The 15792-nt window shown below is 34.4% G+C and carries 19 protein-coding genes; 7 read left to right on the top strand and 12 right to left on the bottom strand.

Annotated features, from left to right (window positions below; translation table 11 throughout):
• Nucleotides 1-10: 10 nt before the first annotated feature.
• Together RCJ96_RS12145 and RCJ96_RS12140 are read right to left on the bottom strand one after the other, a co-directional pair.
• Nucleotides 11-1006, bottom strand: a complete 996-nt coding sequence (locus tag RCJ96_RS12145; RefSeq protein ID WP_270794946.1) for a DUF2628 domain-containing protein — start codon at nucleotides 1004-1006, stop codon at nucleotides 11-13.
• Nucleotides 1007-1031: 25 nt separating this feature from the next.
• On the bottom strand, nucleotides 1032-1484 hold the full coding sequence (locus tag RCJ96_RS12140; protein ID WP_000283894.1) for a methylated-DNA--[protein]-cysteine S-methyltransferase: 453 nt from the start codon (nucleotides 1482-1484) through the stop codon (nucleotides 1032-1034).
• Between the two features lie 133 nt (nucleotides 1485-1617).
• Here RCJ96_RS12140 and namA point away from each other — a divergent pair, with 133 nt between their 5' ends.
• Nucleotides 1618-2655, top strand: coding sequence for an NADPH dehydrogenase NamA (gene namA / locus RCJ96_RS12135; RefSeq protein ID WP_071730043.1), 1038 nt, complete (start codon nucleotides 1618-1620; stop codon nucleotides 2653-2655).
• Between the two features lie 29 nt (nucleotides 2656-2684).
• On the opposite strand, the gene RCJ96_RS12130 is transcribed toward namA, so the two are convergent.
• Entirely contained in the window at nucleotides 2685-3344 is a 660-nt protein-coding gene (locus RCJ96_RS12130) for an oxidoreductase (RefSeq protein WP_001042754.1), read from the bottom strand.
• A gap of 115 nt (nucleotides 3345-3459) precedes the next feature.
• A complete protein-coding gene (locus RCJ96_RS12125; RefSeq protein ID WP_000540927.1) occupies nucleotides 3460-3609 on the bottom strand; it encodes a hypothetical protein in 150 nt (49 codons plus the stop codon).
• A 267-nt stretch (nucleotides 3610-3876) separates the two neighbouring features.
• Between RCJ96_RS12125 and RCJ96_RS12120 the strand changes: the two genes are divergently transcribed.
• On the top strand, nucleotides 3877-4827 hold the full coding sequence (locus RCJ96_RS12120; protein ID WP_001126173.1) for a metal ABC transporter substrate-binding protein: 951 nt from the start codon (nucleotides 3877-3879) through the stop codon (nucleotides 4825-4827).
• A 136-nt stretch (nucleotides 4828-4963) separates the two neighbouring features.
• Nucleotides 4964-5434, top strand: a complete 471-nt coding sequence (locus RCJ96_RS12115; RefSeq protein WP_000172423.1) for a GNAT family N-acetyltransferase — start codon at nucleotides 4964-4966, stop codon at nucleotides 5432-5434.
• Between the two features lie 96 nt (nucleotides 5435-5530).
• Here RCJ96_RS12115 and RCJ96_RS12110 read toward each other — a convergent pair whose 3' ends face one another.
• Nucleotides 5531-6481 carry a CobW family GTP-binding protein gene (locus RCJ96_RS12110; RefSeq protein WP_000613439.1) on the bottom strand — a complete coding sequence of 317 codons (951 nt, stop codon included), beginning with the start codon at nucleotides 6479-6481 and terminating at the stop codon, nucleotides 5531-5533.
• Nucleotides 6482-6645: 164 nt separating this feature from the next.
• Here RCJ96_RS12110 and RCJ96_RS12105 point away from each other — a divergent pair, with 164 nt between their 5' ends.
• Nucleotides 6646-7548 carry an aldo/keto reductase gene (locus RCJ96_RS12105; protein ID WP_270794951.1) on the top strand — a complete coding sequence of 301 codons (903 nt, stop codon included), beginning with the start codon at nucleotides 6646-6648 and terminating at the stop codon, nucleotides 7546-7548.
• 24 nt (nucleotides 7549-7572) lie between these two features.
• Here the strand turns inward: RCJ96_RS12105 and RCJ96_RS12100 are convergent, their stop codons facing one another.
• Together RCJ96_RS12100 and RCJ96_RS12095 are read right to left on the bottom strand one after the other, a co-directional pair.
• Nucleotides 7573-8157: a GNAT family N-acetyltransferase gene (locus tag RCJ96_RS12100; protein ID WP_416503732.1), complete on the bottom strand. Its 585-nt coding sequence runs from the start codon at nucleotides 8155-8157 to the stop codon at nucleotides 7573-7575.
• A 75-nt stretch (nucleotides 8158-8232) separates the two neighbouring features.
• Nucleotides 8233-9705, bottom strand: coding sequence for a flavin monoamine oxidase family protein (locus tag RCJ96_RS12095; protein WP_416503731.1), 1473 nt, complete (start codon nucleotides 9703-9705; stop codon nucleotides 8233-8235).
• Between the two features lie 177 nt (nucleotides 9706-9882).
• On the opposite strand from RCJ96_RS12095, the gene RCJ96_RS12090 reads away from it, so the two are divergent.
• Nucleotides 9883-10074: a DUF3896 domain-containing protein gene (locus tag RCJ96_RS12090; protein WP_000805513.1), complete on the top strand. Its 192-nt coding sequence runs from the start codon at nucleotides 9883-9885 to the stop codon at nucleotides 10072-10074.
• A gap of 105 nt (nucleotides 10075-10179) precedes the next feature.
• A complete protein-coding gene (locus RCJ96_RS12085) occupies nucleotides 10180-11181 on the top strand; it encodes an LLM class flavin-dependent oxidoreductase (protein ID WP_270794957.1) in 1002 nt (333 codons plus the stop codon).
• 45 nt (nucleotides 11182-11226) lie between these two features.
• On the opposite strand, the gene RCJ96_RS12080 is transcribed toward RCJ96_RS12085, so the two are convergent.
• The 3 genes from RCJ96_RS12080 to RCJ96_RS12070 form a co-directional block, all read right to left on the bottom strand.
• Nucleotides 11227-12171 carry an alpha/beta hydrolase gene (locus tag RCJ96_RS12080; RefSeq protein WP_416503730.1) on the bottom strand — a complete coding sequence of 315 codons (945 nt, stop codon included), beginning with the start codon at nucleotides 12169-12171 and terminating at the stop codon, nucleotides 11227-11229.
• Nucleotides 12172-12397: 226 nt separating this feature from the next.
• The gene (locus RCJ96_RS12075) at nucleotides 12398-12853 is read right to left on the bottom strand and encodes a DUF3939 domain-containing protein (RefSeq protein WP_446699789.1); all 456 of its coding nucleotides are present in this window, start codon (nucleotides 12851-12853) and stop codon (nucleotides 12398-12400) included.
• Between the two features lie 154 nt (nucleotides 12854-13007).
• Complete coding sequence (locus tag RCJ96_RS12070) at nucleotides 13008-13451, bottom strand: Dps family protein (protein ID WP_000105198.1); 444 nt, start codon at nucleotides 13449-13451, stop codon at nucleotides 13008-13010.
• A gap of 241 nt (nucleotides 13452-13692) precedes the next feature.
• On the opposite strand from RCJ96_RS12070, the gene RCJ96_RS12065 reads away from it, so the two are divergent.
• On the top strand, nucleotides 13693-14733 hold the full coding sequence (locus tag RCJ96_RS12065) for a YkvI family membrane protein (protein WP_003293891.1): 1041 nt from the start codon (nucleotides 13693-13695) through the stop codon (nucleotides 14731-14733).
• A gap of 36 nt (nucleotides 14734-14769) precedes the next feature.
• On the opposite strand, the gene RCJ96_RS12060 is transcribed toward RCJ96_RS12065, so the two are convergent.
• Entirely contained in the window at nucleotides 14770-15138 is a 369-nt protein-coding gene (locus RCJ96_RS12060) for a DUF3979 family protein (protein WP_270794960.1), read from the bottom strand.
• Between the two features lie 251 nt (nucleotides 15139-15389).
• Nucleotides 15390-15695, bottom strand: a complete 306-nt coding sequence (locus tag RCJ96_RS12055) for a hypothetical protein (protein WP_000539566.1) — start codon at nucleotides 15693-15695, stop codon at nucleotides 15390-15392.
• Nucleotides 15696-15792: the final 97 nt, after the last annotated feature.

Genomic DNA, 15792 nt, shown 5'->3' with positions numbered 1-15792 from the left:
ATTTCAAATATTATTTTCGTATATACAAAAAAAGAAGCGGATAGAGAGCTCTACTATCCACTTCTTTTTCTTTTTCTATTTCTTTTACTTGTAATCCATCCTCTATGTCAAATGGATTTTGAACTTTAAATATTTCGTCCATTATCTTTAAAAATTCTTCCTCATTTTTAGATTCGCCATTAATCATAAGTGAGTATGGCTCAATCTCACCCAATTTATAATCAACAACAAATTGGATCGTAACCTTTTTCTTCGACATATCCGGACTATCCCCTTGGAACTCTACCAATTCTAATCCTTCAGTGCCACGATAATATGCCCAACCCGGATTTCTAAAATAATTTTCAAACGATTCACCAATTGAAAAGAATGGATATTCATATAGCGAGCTTGTACGAACTTTTTGAATAATATCTCGATCAGTCGGGAAAAAGAAATGGCTGATAAAAATACTAGCAACCGCTAAAATCGTAACAATTGTTGCTCCCATTTTACTCGTTCCACCACTATCACGAATGAGGTACTTTTCAACTGATCCATCTTGAATTTCTCTTGCTTTTATTCGATATATACGCCTTTCTGCAAATTGATAATATAATCCATTCGCAAAAATCGCCATTCCAAATAAAATAAAAACGAGTAATAGAAACGTAAGAGGCACCATATTAATGATCGGCAATGCTACGTTGAAGCCCATATAATAAGAAAACGCATCACACGCTAATAATAACACTACAAATAAAGCTGCAGGTAAATAATACTTACGATATCCGAGCCAACCTACATTGAAAATAGCTGCCCAACCATTCCAGCTCCACCTAGCAATCCGCTTTTCCTCAAGCTCCCATTTCCTTTTGTAATACGGATATTGTCTCCCTACATATACTTCTAATTCCTTGTCTATTAGCGAACTTCCTTCACTCTGTTCAGTATGCAAAGTCCGCTGGCAACTTTCACAATTTAACTGATTTCCCTCGCAAAGTTGCCCACAATTTATACATTTCAAAACAATCCCTCTTCCCATCCATACGTCATTTCAAAATACCTTCGTGTTTTAATAACCACTCTTTCCTCCATAAACCGCCCGCATACCCAACAAGTTTCCCGCTCTTTCCTATTACACGATGACACGGAACGATTATTGAAATCGGATTGCGACTATTTGCTCCTCCTATTGCTCGTACAGCTTTCGTATTTCCGACTTTCTCTGCAATATCTAAATATGAAGCACTTACGCCATAAGGAATCGTATAGAGCGCATCCCATACATTTTTTTGAAATGCTGTTCCCTCAGGAGACAACGGGACTGTGAACTCTTTTCTATTCCCCTTAAAATATTCATCGAGCTCATTTATACATTGATCTATCATTTCATTTGTATGTTCTTCTTGTCTCTCATCAACAAATATAACAGACGTAATTCCTTTATCGTTCGCTGTAATTTCTAGCAAGCCTAATTCACTTTCATAATAAGCTTGGTACATATGTCATCCTCCAATTCAATTCATATTCATTATTGTAACACGAATAGACAAAATTTTTCGTATAAGCGTTTTATTAGAGAAACGAAAAAGAGAATGATACAATGTAAGAAAATTCAATCTAGGAGGCTATTGGATGAATTCCGAACTTTTTTCACCTTATACAATTAAAGACGTTACACTAAAAAACCGGATTGTTATGTCACCTATGTGCATGTATTCATCAGAAAACGAGGATGGCCAAGTAACGAATTTCCATCTCGTTCATTATGGAACAAGAGCTGCCGGTCAAGTTGGTTTAGTAATGATTGAAGCAACAGCCGTGTTACCTGAAGGTCGAATTTCAAATAAAGACTTAGGCATTTGGGATGACAGTCTAATTGAAGGCTTACATAAAACGACAACTTTTATACATGATAACGGTGCAAAAGCTGCCATTCAACTCGCTCATGCTGGAAGAAAAGCTGAATTAGAAACGGATGCTCTCGCTCCATCCGCCATTCCGTTTAATGAAACTATGAAAACACCAGTAGAAATGAGTAAACACCAAATTAAAGATACTGTATTAGCTTTTCAGCAGGCTGCAATACGATCAAAACAAGCTGGATTTGACGTTATTGAAATACATGGCGCCCACGGTTATCTCATTAATGAATTTCTTTCTCCGCTTTCCAATAAGCGGACTGATGAATATGGCGGTTCACCTGAAAACCGCTATCGTTTCTTACGCGAAATCATTGACTCGATAAATGAAGTTTGGAACGGACCGTTATTTGTTCGTATTTCAGCAAATGATTATCACCCTGACGGGTTAACGGTTCAAGATTACGTTCAGTATACAAAATGGATGAAAGAACAAGGAGTAGATTTAATCGATTGTAGTTCTGGGGCTGTTGTACCTGCACGCATCGATGTTTATCCTGGATATCAAGTACAATACGCTAAACATATTAAAGAACATGCTAACATTGCAACTGGTGCAGTTGGATTGATTACGACCGGGGCACAAGCAGAGCAAATTTTAAATAATAACGAAGCAGATTTAATTTTTATCGGACGTGAGTTACTTCGCAATCCTTACTTCCCAAGAATAGCCGCCAATGAACTTGGCTTTGAATTAGAAGAACCGTATCAATACGAGCGAGCGCCTGGGAAAATCAGTACAAATAAATAAAACCGAGAAGCTCTTCTTCTCGGTTTTATTTATTCTATCGTTGTAATTTCATTCGAATTATAAATGTGGATACCTGATTCTTCTCGCAATGCAGTTATATACATCCCTTTTGCCACATCTTTAGCGGAAATTGGTTTATACTTTTTGAAGGCTCCTTTAAATATAAAAGGAATCATACGAGATAATTTTTCCGCCATTCTTTCACCAAAGCGAAATTCTTGTCGATTTCCTACTAATAAAGATGGCCTAAAAATGTGAATACCACCAATTACTAACTTTTGCAATTCCTCTTCCATTCTTCCTTTCACTTGTGAATAAAAGAAAAACGATTTAGGATTCGCTCCCATTGAGGACACAACAAGGAAATTTTGCACCCCTTGTTTTTCAGCTAAACAAGCCGCTCGTAACGTATATTCATAATCTACCTTTTTGAAATTAGCTTTCGTTTTTGCTTTTTTGATTGTTGTTCCTAGACAACTAAATACGTCATCTACAGCAAAGAACTCTTTATATTCCTCTAATGCCAAATAATCTACTTGCTTTTGCTGTAACTTTTCATGTTGCCATTGCATTGGTTCTCTTACAAAAATAGTAACCGAATCGTAGTAATCTGATTCAAGTAATAGACGCGTTATCTCTTGCCCAACTAAACCACTTGCACCAAGTACTAACGCTGTTCGCTTATTCATATATGCATATACCTCTTATTTTACTTTTCTCTCCTTTAGTAACATACAACTTTTAGGAGTTTCCTTCTCTCATTTTACCACAAGTAAAGCACTATGCGTACGCATAGTGCTTTACTCACTCTTTTTTCTCATCTTTCTCTCGTAATTTTGTTACGGTTGATGCATCTCCTAAATTACTTATTAATCTTCTTAAAAAAATTAAGACTACGGCTAATGGTAATACTACCGCTAATATCAATAAAATAGCTTCCATTAAGTAACCCAAACACTCAGCCCCCTCTACACCCTCCTTTCATATATATGAACACAGCGTTGTCACATATGCATGTATTCGCAAAAATAACACACCTATATTTGACAACTTTATAACAAAATCAAATCGGAATGATTATTATTTATTGCAACTTTATAAAAGATGTATTATACTAAGTTCGCAAACTAAAACGTAATTATTCCGTTTTGTATTAAAATGATATTTTTCTTCTATAATTTGGGAAAATATATCCGTAAAAAAAGAAAAGAGGAGAACTTCATGCCTAAAAGATTGACTATATTTTCATTCTTACTTATTTTCACTTTAATTTTTACTGGCTGCTCAAATACAAAAGAAGGTAATGCCAAGAAAGACGGAAAGCTAACTGTTTATACAACTATTTTTCCTCTTGCAGATTTCGCAAAAAAAATTGGTGGCGACTATGTAACTGTTGAAGCAATTTATCCGCCTGGTGCCGATTCTCATACATTTGAGCCAAGTCAGAAACAAACAGTACAAGTTGCAAAAGCCGATTTATTCGTTTATAACGGTGCTGAATTAGAACCATTTGCTGAAAAAATGGAAAAAACATTACAAAAAGAAAACGTTAAAATTGTAAATGCATCAAAAGGTATTGAACTGCGTACTTCTACTGAAGAAGAGCATCATGATCACGGAGACGGCCATAAAGAGGATGAACATCATCACGATAAAGACCCACACATTTGGTTAGACCCTACTCTAGCAATGAAACAAGCAGAAAAAATTAAAAATGCACTTGTAGCATTACAACCTGACCATAAACAAGAGTTCGAAAAAAACTTTGCAGCACTTCAAACAAAATTTACTGATTTAGATGATCAATTTAAAGCAGCAGTTGCGAATGCAAAAACGAAAGATATTTTAGTTTCTCATGCGGCTTATGGATACTGGGAACAGCGCTATGGCCTGAAACAAATTGCTATCGCCGGTATTTCAGCTTCTGATGAACCATCTCAAAAACAACTTGCTGACATTACAAAAACAGTAAAAGAACATAATCTAAAATATATTTTATTTGAAACATTTTCTACTCCAAAAGTAGCATCCGTTATTCAAAAAGAAACAGGTACAAAGATTTTACGCTTAAATCACTTAGCTACTATTTCTGAAGACGATGCGAAAAATAATAAAGATTACTTCACTTTAATGGAAGAAAACGTAAACACATTGAAAGAAGCTACTAACTAACCAACTTTTGATAAGAAGCTGAATACGACATTCAGCTTCTTTTTTTATGTGTTTCTGCTTGACTTGACCAAAATAACAAGTAAAATTATCCATATTAGCTTTTAAGCTATATTAATTTAGAAGGTGAGTTGGAATTATGACTCTTCACATTTGTGAAGTAACAGAAAAAAATTGGCGTTCGGTAGCTGCTTTAAACGTCGCAAAAGACCAGCAGCAATTTATTGAAAGCAATGCGTTTTCTTTAGCAGAATCATTATATGAGGGAAACGGAACGTCAGTAGGTTTATATGATGGAGAAACACTTGTAGGATATGCAATGTATGGATGGTATTGTGAAAAACGTAAAAGCGTATGGTTAGACCGCTTTATGATTGACCAACAATATCAAGGAAAAGGATACGCAAAACGTTTCCTTCGCTTGCTTATTCAATTCTTACAAAATAAATTTGAATGTAAAACAATTTATTTAAGTTTACACCCAGACAACAAACTTGCAATGGGATTATATGAGTCATTTGGCTTCCGTTTAAATGGCGATATTGATGATGAAGGCCCTGTTGTAGGTGTTGTAATGGAGTTACTTTTAGATGAACATACAAACCTGTGAAAACAGGTTTTTTTAGTCCTTCGTTTTTGGCAATCTAGTATTTTTCTACAAAACACTTAGTTAAGTCCAAAAAATAAGCCTGCAATAAACGCAGACTTATTTCACACACTCCTCGAAATGTGCTTGGAACCATTCTTTATTAATATCTTTTCCGATAAAAACAACTTCACTTACTCGATCTTCGCCCTCTTGCCACTCTCTATCATACGAAGCAGCAAATAACGTATGTACGCCTTGGAAAACGATACGTTTATCCACTCCATCAATCGATAAAATTCCTTTGTAGCGATATAAGTATTCTCCTAGTTCTTGAACGACAGCTGACATCCACTCATTTAGTTTTTGTAAATCTAACGGACGCTCTTCGCGTAGTACAAACGATTTTACACCTTCTAAATGATTATGCTCTGTATGAGGATAAATTTGTAACGTATCTTTCGTTTTAAACGTTTGAATTTGTAGTAACGATGGAATATCCACATCACAATTAGTCGACTGAATTAACTTTGCAGTCGGGTTTATTCCTTGCAGTTCATGTAGGAGATTTTCTTTTTCACTCTCTTCAATTAAATCTAACTTATTCACTAATACAACATCGGCAAATGCAATTTGTTCTTTTGCTTCTAGCCCTTTTTCAAAATGTTTATGTATATGATAACTATCTACTACTGTTACAACACCATTAATTTGGTATGCAGATTGAATAACAGGATCTAAAAAGAATGTTTGAATAATAGGACCTGGATTTGCAAGACCCGTCGTTTCAATTACTAATCCATCAAAGTCCATTTTCCCTTCTGCTTTTACGTCCAGTAATTGTTTTAACGCAACGAGTAAATCCTCACGTACAGTACAGCATAAACAGCCGTTTGTCATTTCCATAATTTCTTCTTCAACATTCATAATCAACTGATTATCAATACCAATTTGCCCGATTTCATTTACGATCACCGCCAATTTCTGACCGTGATTCTCTGATAAAATACGATTTAATAATGTCGTTTTCCCTGAACCAAGAAAACCAGTTAATATTGTTACTGGAATCATTTTGTACCTCTCCTTCTAGCTATATGTTTTTACATTATATCATATAGAAATAATCGTTTTTGTAGCAAAACATATTTATTGTTTGTACGCCCCTCTAACTATATAATAATATGTAGTAAGAAAGCCTTTTCAAAATAATAACCATTCATCAAGGGGGTACTATAATGGAACGAGTTCAAATGGCCGAAACGCTCGAATTTTCTCGTATTATTCAAGGTTTTTGGCGTTTAGCAGAATGGAATATGACGAAACAAGAATTACTTTCTTTCATTGAAGATTGTATGGATATGGGAATTACTACTTTTGATCATGCTGATATTTATGGCGGTTATACGTGTGAAGGACTGTTCGGAGAGGCATTACAACTAAAGCCTTCTTTACGTGAAAACATGCAAATCATCACAAAATGTGGAATCGCTCCCCCATCACCGAAATTTCCAGAGCGATATGTTGCTCACTACAACACTAGTGCAAAACATATTATTCAAAGTGCAGAAGCATCACTTAAAAATTTACATACAGATTATATTGACGTATTACTTATCCATCGTCCTGATCCTTTCATGGATCCAAATGAAGTGGCAGAAGCGTTTTTACGCTTAAAGCAAGAAGGAAAAGTTCGTCATTTCGGTGTATCTAACTTTTTACCTTCTCAATTTAATATGTTAAGTTCATACTTAGATTTCCCGCTTATTACGAACCAAATTGAAGTATCTGCACTGCAACTTGAGCATTTTGAAAAAGGAACAGTTGATTTATGTCAGGAGAAACGAATCAACCCAATGATTTGGTCACCTCTTGCTGGCGGAGAAATCTTTACTGGTCAATCAGAACGCGCTGTACGTGTACGTGAAACCGTTCAAAAAATCGCTACTGAACTAGGTGTTACTAGCATTGATACTGTTATGTATGCATGGTTACTTGCACATCCAGCTAATATGATGCCAATCGTTGGCTCTGGTAAATTAGATCGTGTTAAAACGGCTGCTCTTGCTACAAAAGTTAACTTAGACCGTCAACAATGGTTTACAATTTTCGAAAGCTCTAACGGACATCCTGTACCATAATACACAAAAAGAAGAGCCGTTTCTTTACAGCTCTTCTTTTTCATATGTATTTCTCGTCATAGCAAAGACACACATATCTCTTAATCCATTTCCATCTACTGCAACACTCGCACTTTCTAACGTCCCTTCTAATTTGAAGCCCAATTTTTCAGGGATCGCTCTACTCTTCTTATTTAAAGCATCACAACGAATTTCTATGCGGTTTGCTTTTAGTTCAGAAAAGGCGAAATCCGTTATCCCCTTTGCAGCCTCTATCATATAGCCCTGTCCACTAAATCTTGAATCAATCCAATACCCGATTTCAAATTGAGGTATATCCCAATTAATACGATGCAATCCAGCTGATGCAATAAACTCACCTGTTTCTTTCGAAAAAACTAGTAACCTTAAATCCTCACGCTGCAAAAATTGAATATGCGATTTTCTAATGCTCACTTCTACTTCTTCCTCTGTTTGCTCTTTTTGCGCAAAAACCATCCATGGTTTTAATTCTTTCATAGAAGCTTGAATGGCATCGTATACAACTTTACCATCACCTGGTTTCGGCATTCGAATCAATAACCTTTCAGTATAAAATTCAGAAGGAAAATCGAATAATAACGGATTCACTTTCAACCCTCCATATAATTCTTTTATATATAATAATATCCATCTCAAACTATACAGTAAAGAAATTTCTGAATTTTATACATTTAATTCATTTACATCGACCGCAACACGAACGCCAGATTCAATTGCCCCTTGTATCCATCCGTGATATAACGTTGTATGGTCTCCAGCAAAGAATATTCTTCCCTCTGGTTTGACAATCGCTGGTTGCAACTCTGATTCTTGACCGGCCTGAAATAGAGCAAACCCTCCAAGTGCATATGGATCCAACGTCCAACTTTTTGATATACCAGATAAGAATTCATCATATACTTGGCCACCTAATATCGTTGCTAAGTTTTGTAATGTGTAATAAATACGGTCACCCTTTGATAAGCCATCCCATAACAACGCATCATAAGACCATGTATAGCTTCCTAGCATCATAGCTGGTCCCTTCTCTCCAATTCCATAGCTTGGATAATAGGCGTAACGAATTGGCAAATCTGTTATAATTCTGCCACCTAACTGTCCTTGTTCTTCCCAAAATCGACTTTTAAATTGAATTCCTATTTTTGTCGCTGGCATATAATGCAATTCACGAATTGCTTTCCATTTCTCATGAGATATAGAATCAAATGGATCTACTTCTACAAACCGCATTGTCGAAAACGGAATGGTAACAATAACTAAGTCCCCTGTAATACTACTATATTCAAACGTTTCTTCGTTTCGATAGAAAGCTGTCACACCATTATCATGCTGATGTAGCTTCATTAATTTTTGATTATATATAATATTTTCTTCTAATTGTGGTAAAAAGGACTTTGGCAATCTATCATTCCCGCCTACTATTTCACAAAATCCGCTCTCCTCTTGCATAATATATAAAAAACGTAATGTCTCAACAAATGAACGTTCTAAAAAACCTTCTAAATCTAATAGAACACCGATCATCTCAATCGTTACTGGCGAAAAATATGTATTATATTGATACGGATGATACTTTAAAAATTGTCCTGTAGAGTATCTGCCAAAATCATTTACTACAACATCCCAATTTTTCTCTGGGTTCTTTTTTATAAAATTTATAATAGGCTGTACCGCTAACAATAATAGCTCCTCAGACGTTTTCCCCACTTCATTCATTTCTACAGGATACTTTAATATACTTGGATCTTTTTCATATTGTTTTAATGTCGTTTTCCGGCCATTTACGTAAATGATATCAGTCTCATTCCTATTAATAAAAGGGCTCACCTGTAGCCCAAATTTTCTTATATATGCCATCGTTAATATATGCGAATACGGAATTCTCATTGCCCCTACATCCAAATATAAACCGGTATCTTCCATTCTAACTGTCTCTATGCGGCCACCTACCCGGTTATTTGCTTCAAAAATCTTCACTTCATGTCCCGCAGCTTTTAATAAAGATGCCGAAACTAATCCAGCCATGCCAGCCCCTACTACAATAATTTGCTTCGGGCTCGTCGTCTTCTTTAATCCTTTATTTATAATTTTTAACGTTTCATCCATCTCAGTGTTATACATTATATCTTTCTGCACAATTCCACCCCTTACTTCATCAAATGGGCATTAGTCGTTTAGTGCATTTTATTCATAAATTTCCATAAACATAACAACAGAGCAAGTTGAATATTCACTAAAAATACATAAGAAATCGCTCTCACATCTCTTCACGCTTCGTATAATATAGCAACAGCAAATAAGGAGTGGTTAAAAATGAAACCAACTTACGACTACAATGCTACAAAAAAGTATTTAGAAGAAAAGAAACAACAGCTATGCAACAAGCTTAATAGTTTGCATCTATCTAAAAAAGAGCGTGAACAAATAAAACTTGAGATTGATAACTACGAATATATTTTAAATGTAGTCGAAATGAATCATTATGAACGAGGATTTTCACATTAAAAGTGGATATATAATTTATCCACTTTTTATTTTGAGCATTTCATTACGCATTTTTCGTAAGTAAATATATAATAGGATGTACATTAAGATTGAGAGGTATATTCTATGATCAAATTAAGTGTATTAGACCAATCCCCTATTTCAGATGGTAGTACAGCAACCCAAGCTTTTTCACATACAGTTACGCTTGCGCAAGAAGTTGAAAAACTCGGATATACACGCTTTTGGGTATCAGAGCATCACAATTCTGTAAGCCTTGCTGGTTCAAGTCCAGAAATACTTATTTCTCATATTGCAGCAAAAACGGAGCGTATGAAAGTTGGTTCGGGTGGTGTTATGTTACCTCACTATAGCCCGTATAAAGTTGCTGAGAATTTTCGTGTTTTAGAAGCGCTTTATCCAAATCGTATTGACCTTGGTGTCGGCAGAGCACCTGGCGGTATGCCAATTGCAACTCGCGCACTTCAAGAAGGAAAAATGGTCTCACTTGATCAATATCCAGAACAAATTGCAGATGTTGCAATGTACTTACATGATCAAGTACCAGAAAACCATCATTATGCGAATTTAAAAGCTACTCCTGTAATTCCAACATCTCCCGACATGTGGTTGCTTGGCTCTAGCGGAGAGAGTGCAAAGATTGCCGCACAACAAGGTGCTTCTTTTGCATTCGCACAGTTCATTAACGGATACGGCGGCCCTGAAGTAATGGAAGCTTATCAAGAACAATTCCAGCCTTCCTATTTAGGAGATAAACCAAAATCAATCGTCGCTATTTTTGTTATTTGCGGAGAAACAAATGAAGAGGCGGAAAAAATTGCTTCTAGTTTAGATTTATCAATCTTATTACTAGAACAAGGAAAGCGTACAACTGGCACTCCTTCTATCGAAACTGCTCAAAATTATTCATATAGCACGTATGATTTATTCCGTATAAAAGAAAATCGTCAACGTATGATAGTAGGCGATCCGTCTTCTGTAAAAGAAAAAATCATAAACTTAAGCAAAGCGTACAATACTGAAGAATTTATGATTGTCACTATTACTCATCGATTTGAAGATAAATTGAATTCTTATCGCTTATTGGCAAATGCTTTTAATTTATAATTTTAAAAAGGAGATACATCACATATGATGCATCTCCTTTTCTTACTACTTATTGTTTTCATTCCCTATATATTCAATAGCTTCTTTCAATACCTCTTCAAAGTGAATAGGATAATCATGATTTAAGTTAGGTATAATTTTATACTTATGTTCTATATTCTTATCTCTTAATAATTGTACAAATTGCTGTGTGCATTCGAAACAATCTTCATCTTGATCACCGCAGACTATATATCCCTTTATATGTTTATCCTGTAGTACTCCCAGCAACTCATTCCATTCTTCAACCTCTGGAAGCCACGGTGCCATAAAAATAAACCCATCCACAGCTATATCTTTTTGTAAAATTGTATATAGAGCTACTCTTGCTCCAGCAGAAAAACCGCCAATTATTACATGTTCTACTGTACGGTTCTCTATAAGCTTATCGTAATGCTCTTTTAATTCTTCTTTCCCTCTATGTAAATCATCCCATACAAACCCATCTGAAAACTGGATTTTCGAAGACTGTGGTAAAGCTAACGTATAATTTTGTGCCAAAACAGATTTCCAATATGGTTCTATTATTCCTATATTTTCTTGATCACCGTGCATTGCAATAAATAGTTTTTCTTTTTTCTTACTTTCTATATATTTCACATCTGCTCGTTCTGTTTTCTTTGCTAACTCTTCTCTTTCTTTACATAATTGAACCATTTGATGAAACTCTTCAAATTTATGTAGTGGTTTTAAATCGTCGTCCGAAATTAAATACTCATTTCCATACCAAAAACCCTTTTCCATAATAACTTCCTTCATTAAATGCAACGCTTCTTCTTCAAGTCCTGCTGCACTCGCTAATGCATATTTAAAATTATATATTTGAGCCTCATTCCCTACTATACCTTTAGCATGCTCCATTATATAAGTGTACGCTTCTAAACCTCCTTTACTTGCATAGCAATGTAACGTTTCATTTAATAATTGAATGTAAGTCATACCATTTTTCATACATCTACTCCCTCGTAACCTGTTATAATATTTATGTCTCAAACCTTTATATCATTCTGTAATCGTTATATAACTCAAGCTAACAATAACTTTATTCTTAAAATGATACTCAATTATTACTCCTCTTTACCCAATAAATTTAGTATAAAGTTTAATAGACTGAAAAATAAATATTTTTACAACCAAAAAAAAGACAACAATATATTTATTGTTGTTCTCAATACATCTACCCACTCTTTTGTTTTTTTCTATCTGGTTTACTTGAAACTAAATAATGTTTTTCTGAAATATATAAGTCTCTTTTTAATATACGATCTAAGTAAGGTCCTAGTTTCATTCCGCATATGAGGCGATCTTCACTACCTTCTACAATTGGAAACATTTCTTTTTCTGTTACATACTGATCTACTGCCTTTTGTACAATATCAATTTCTTTCACTAGGTTTAAGTTTTCTTCTGTATGTTCAAATACCTCAAGCGTTTCCTTCGTAATAAGAAAATGGTTTGTTGGAAATGCAGGTAAATACGGCTTTAACAAATCATAATTCACTGTATAATCATCATTTACTAATACTGTATAAACGATATTAGCATTCTTTTCTAGAAACTTAGCCATCGCTTGTTCCAATTCATCTTTCGTAATTTCACGCTCTTCTTTTCCAATTTTGAAAAAGCGAAACATCGCATCGCCTCCTTTTTATTATATTATAGCATAAAAGAAAACTGAAAAATCACAAAAAAGTCATTGAAAGAATTTTTCAATGACTTTTTTCTTTATATTCTTATATTTATCCCGCTTTAATGGGCAGTAAGCCCCCACTGATTAAAGTTTCACTTTATTTTAAGAACGCACTTAGCATCCATACATGTTGTTCTAATGTTGTATGAATTGCTAACAACATGTCCGCTGATGTTTCATCTCCAGCTTCACCAGCAACTTCCATGCCTTCTTTTAGTTCTTGAATAAGTGCTGAGTAATCATTTACTAATGTTTGCACCATTTCTTCTGCAGATTCCTTGCTTGTCCCTTCATTCACACTAGATGTTGCAAGATATTCTTTCATTGTCGCTAACGGCTTACCTTCCAATGCTAAAATACGTTCTGCTAATTCATCAATATACGTTCCAGCTTCATTGTAAAACTCTTCAAATTTCTCATGTAATGTAAAGAAGTGTGGTCCTGTCACATACCAGTGATAATTATGTAGTTTCACATATAACACATTCCAGTTTGCTACCTGCTTGTTTAATACTTCAACAACATTTGTTTTCGTACTCATACAATCCACTCCTCTTATCATTTTGTAATGATTATCTTTTCATAACCTAGTTACATGTTACCATACATTTCCTATCCTTTCGAACGATTAGCTTATATGTAACAAAGTTTTAACACCTTTAATATTTCCCTAATATGTATTAATTCATGTATGTTTTCAAACACTTCATACGTCTAATTGTCCAAGCTCATACATATGCATAATAGTAAATCAAGCTCATCGTAGTAGAAAGAGGGATAACATGGACAATCAACAATGGCAAGTAGCAAAGAAAGTCGCTGCTACTTATATTGGAACAGTCGTTGGAGCTGGATTTGCTACTGGACGAGAAATTGTTGAATTTTTTACAGTGAATGGCTTTTATGGAACAATTGGTATATGTATAAGTGGATTTTTTTTTATTTGGCTCGGTACAAAAATGATGTTACTCTCCTCACAAATCGGTGCATTTTCAGCGCAAGAATTTAACAAATATTTATTTGGGGATGTATTTGGAAATGTCGTAAACACATTATTATTGCTCGTATTATTTGGTGTAACGAGCGTTATGTTATCAGGAGCTGGAGCGGTATTTGAAGAGCAACTTCGTTTACCAAGACAACTCGGTATTTTCATTACAGTAATCGCCTGTCTCATTATAGGTAGTCGCGGATTACAAGGGGTTTTTGAAGTTAATACACTTGTCGTACCTATTATGATGATTTTCATTATCGGACTTGCTATTACAACGTTTTTTCACGGTACAACTCCTATTAGTAACACTATTCCTGCAGAAAGCTGGAATATGAAGTGGATAACTAGTCCTATTACATATGTCGCCTTAAATCTTTCTCTCGCCCAAAGCGTTCTCGTCCCGTTAGCCAGCGAAGTAAAAGATCGAAAAGCCATTTTATGGGGTGGTATTTTAGGTGGTGCAGGACTTTCTTTAATTTTATTATGTAGCCATTTAGCGATCTTATCAGTCGACCAATTTTATCAATATAATATCCCAATGGCTGAAGTCATTAGAAAATTCAATACAACTTTTCACTTTTTCTTTGTTCTTATCATTTTCGGTGAAGTGTTCACAACTTTAGTTGGCAATGTGTTCGGAATGACAAAACAAATGCAATCCATCACTGGCTGGAAAAATAACAATATTATTTTCTTCATCTTACTAATAAGTTATTGCTTTAGTTACGTTGGTTACAGTGAATTACTCCATATTCTATATCCAGTAATCGGGTGGGTTAGCATCATTTTACTTCCGATTATTGCTTTTAAACAACTTCAAAAAACATAAAAAGCATCCATGTTATTGGATGCTTTTTATATATATTTACTCACAATCATCACATACTTCCCAGTACGGCCCCATTTCGAGTGCCAAATATGGCTTTAATTGCAACCGAATCATTCGACTAGGCATACGTTCTAAAACGAATTGAATCCCTTCTTCCTCTTCGTCTAATTCAACTTTTGAAATCGCAATTCTTTGCATAGTAGAAATAGGCATTCCCTCTTTATATAAAATGATTTTCACCTCATCATATTCATTAAAGTACAATTCAACACTCATTTGATTTTTCAACATTTCATCAACAATTTCATATTTATCATTTCGTTCCTGGATTATATATTTCCAAGCGCCTCTATCTTCTTCTTTCGGAGCTGCTTGAAATAATGTCATCAAATCCTCGTATAACATAAGATAACCCCTCTCTTACTAAAAAACGATGAGTATTTTATATACTCTTTATCTCTATCACTATCCATATGTATTGTACCATATATCAACGTTCTAACCGTATTCATTTGCTTCATAAGTATATAAAACACTTTATTCAGTCTTCATTATTATGTGGCTTACTTTATTCCTTAATCCTCCTTAAATTTTAAACCTATTCCCAATCATTATTTGCTCACATCAAAAAAGGAGAGTGATTTACATCACTCTCCTTAAAAGAATTTCCCAGTAGCTGCTAACGCTAATACTAGTATTAGAATTGTAAATAATAATGATACTATAAAACTAAAAATAGGTAATGCTTTCTTTTCATTCTTCTTAAAGAGTAACTTTAAACTAAGAAAGATGTTTACTGGTACAAATATAAAATAAAAATATTTAACAATTTGCACTGAACTATTTGAAAGTGTTTTAAAAATAAACACTTCAATGAGAAAAACAATAAAAAATGAAATACTTAACCAAAATGAGACATAACTAAGCCAAGAATGTCTTTTTGTCCCCCAATACACTCCCATACGAATCTCCTTTTATTTGTATTCTATATGATTATAATTATACACAAAGTTAACAAATACCTCTATTTTTCGACAAATATTATACAAAATATATATT

The organism is Bacillus sp. BSL6, from assembly GCF_052928345.1.
This window is presented reverse-complemented; position numbering and strand designations above follow the sequence as displayed.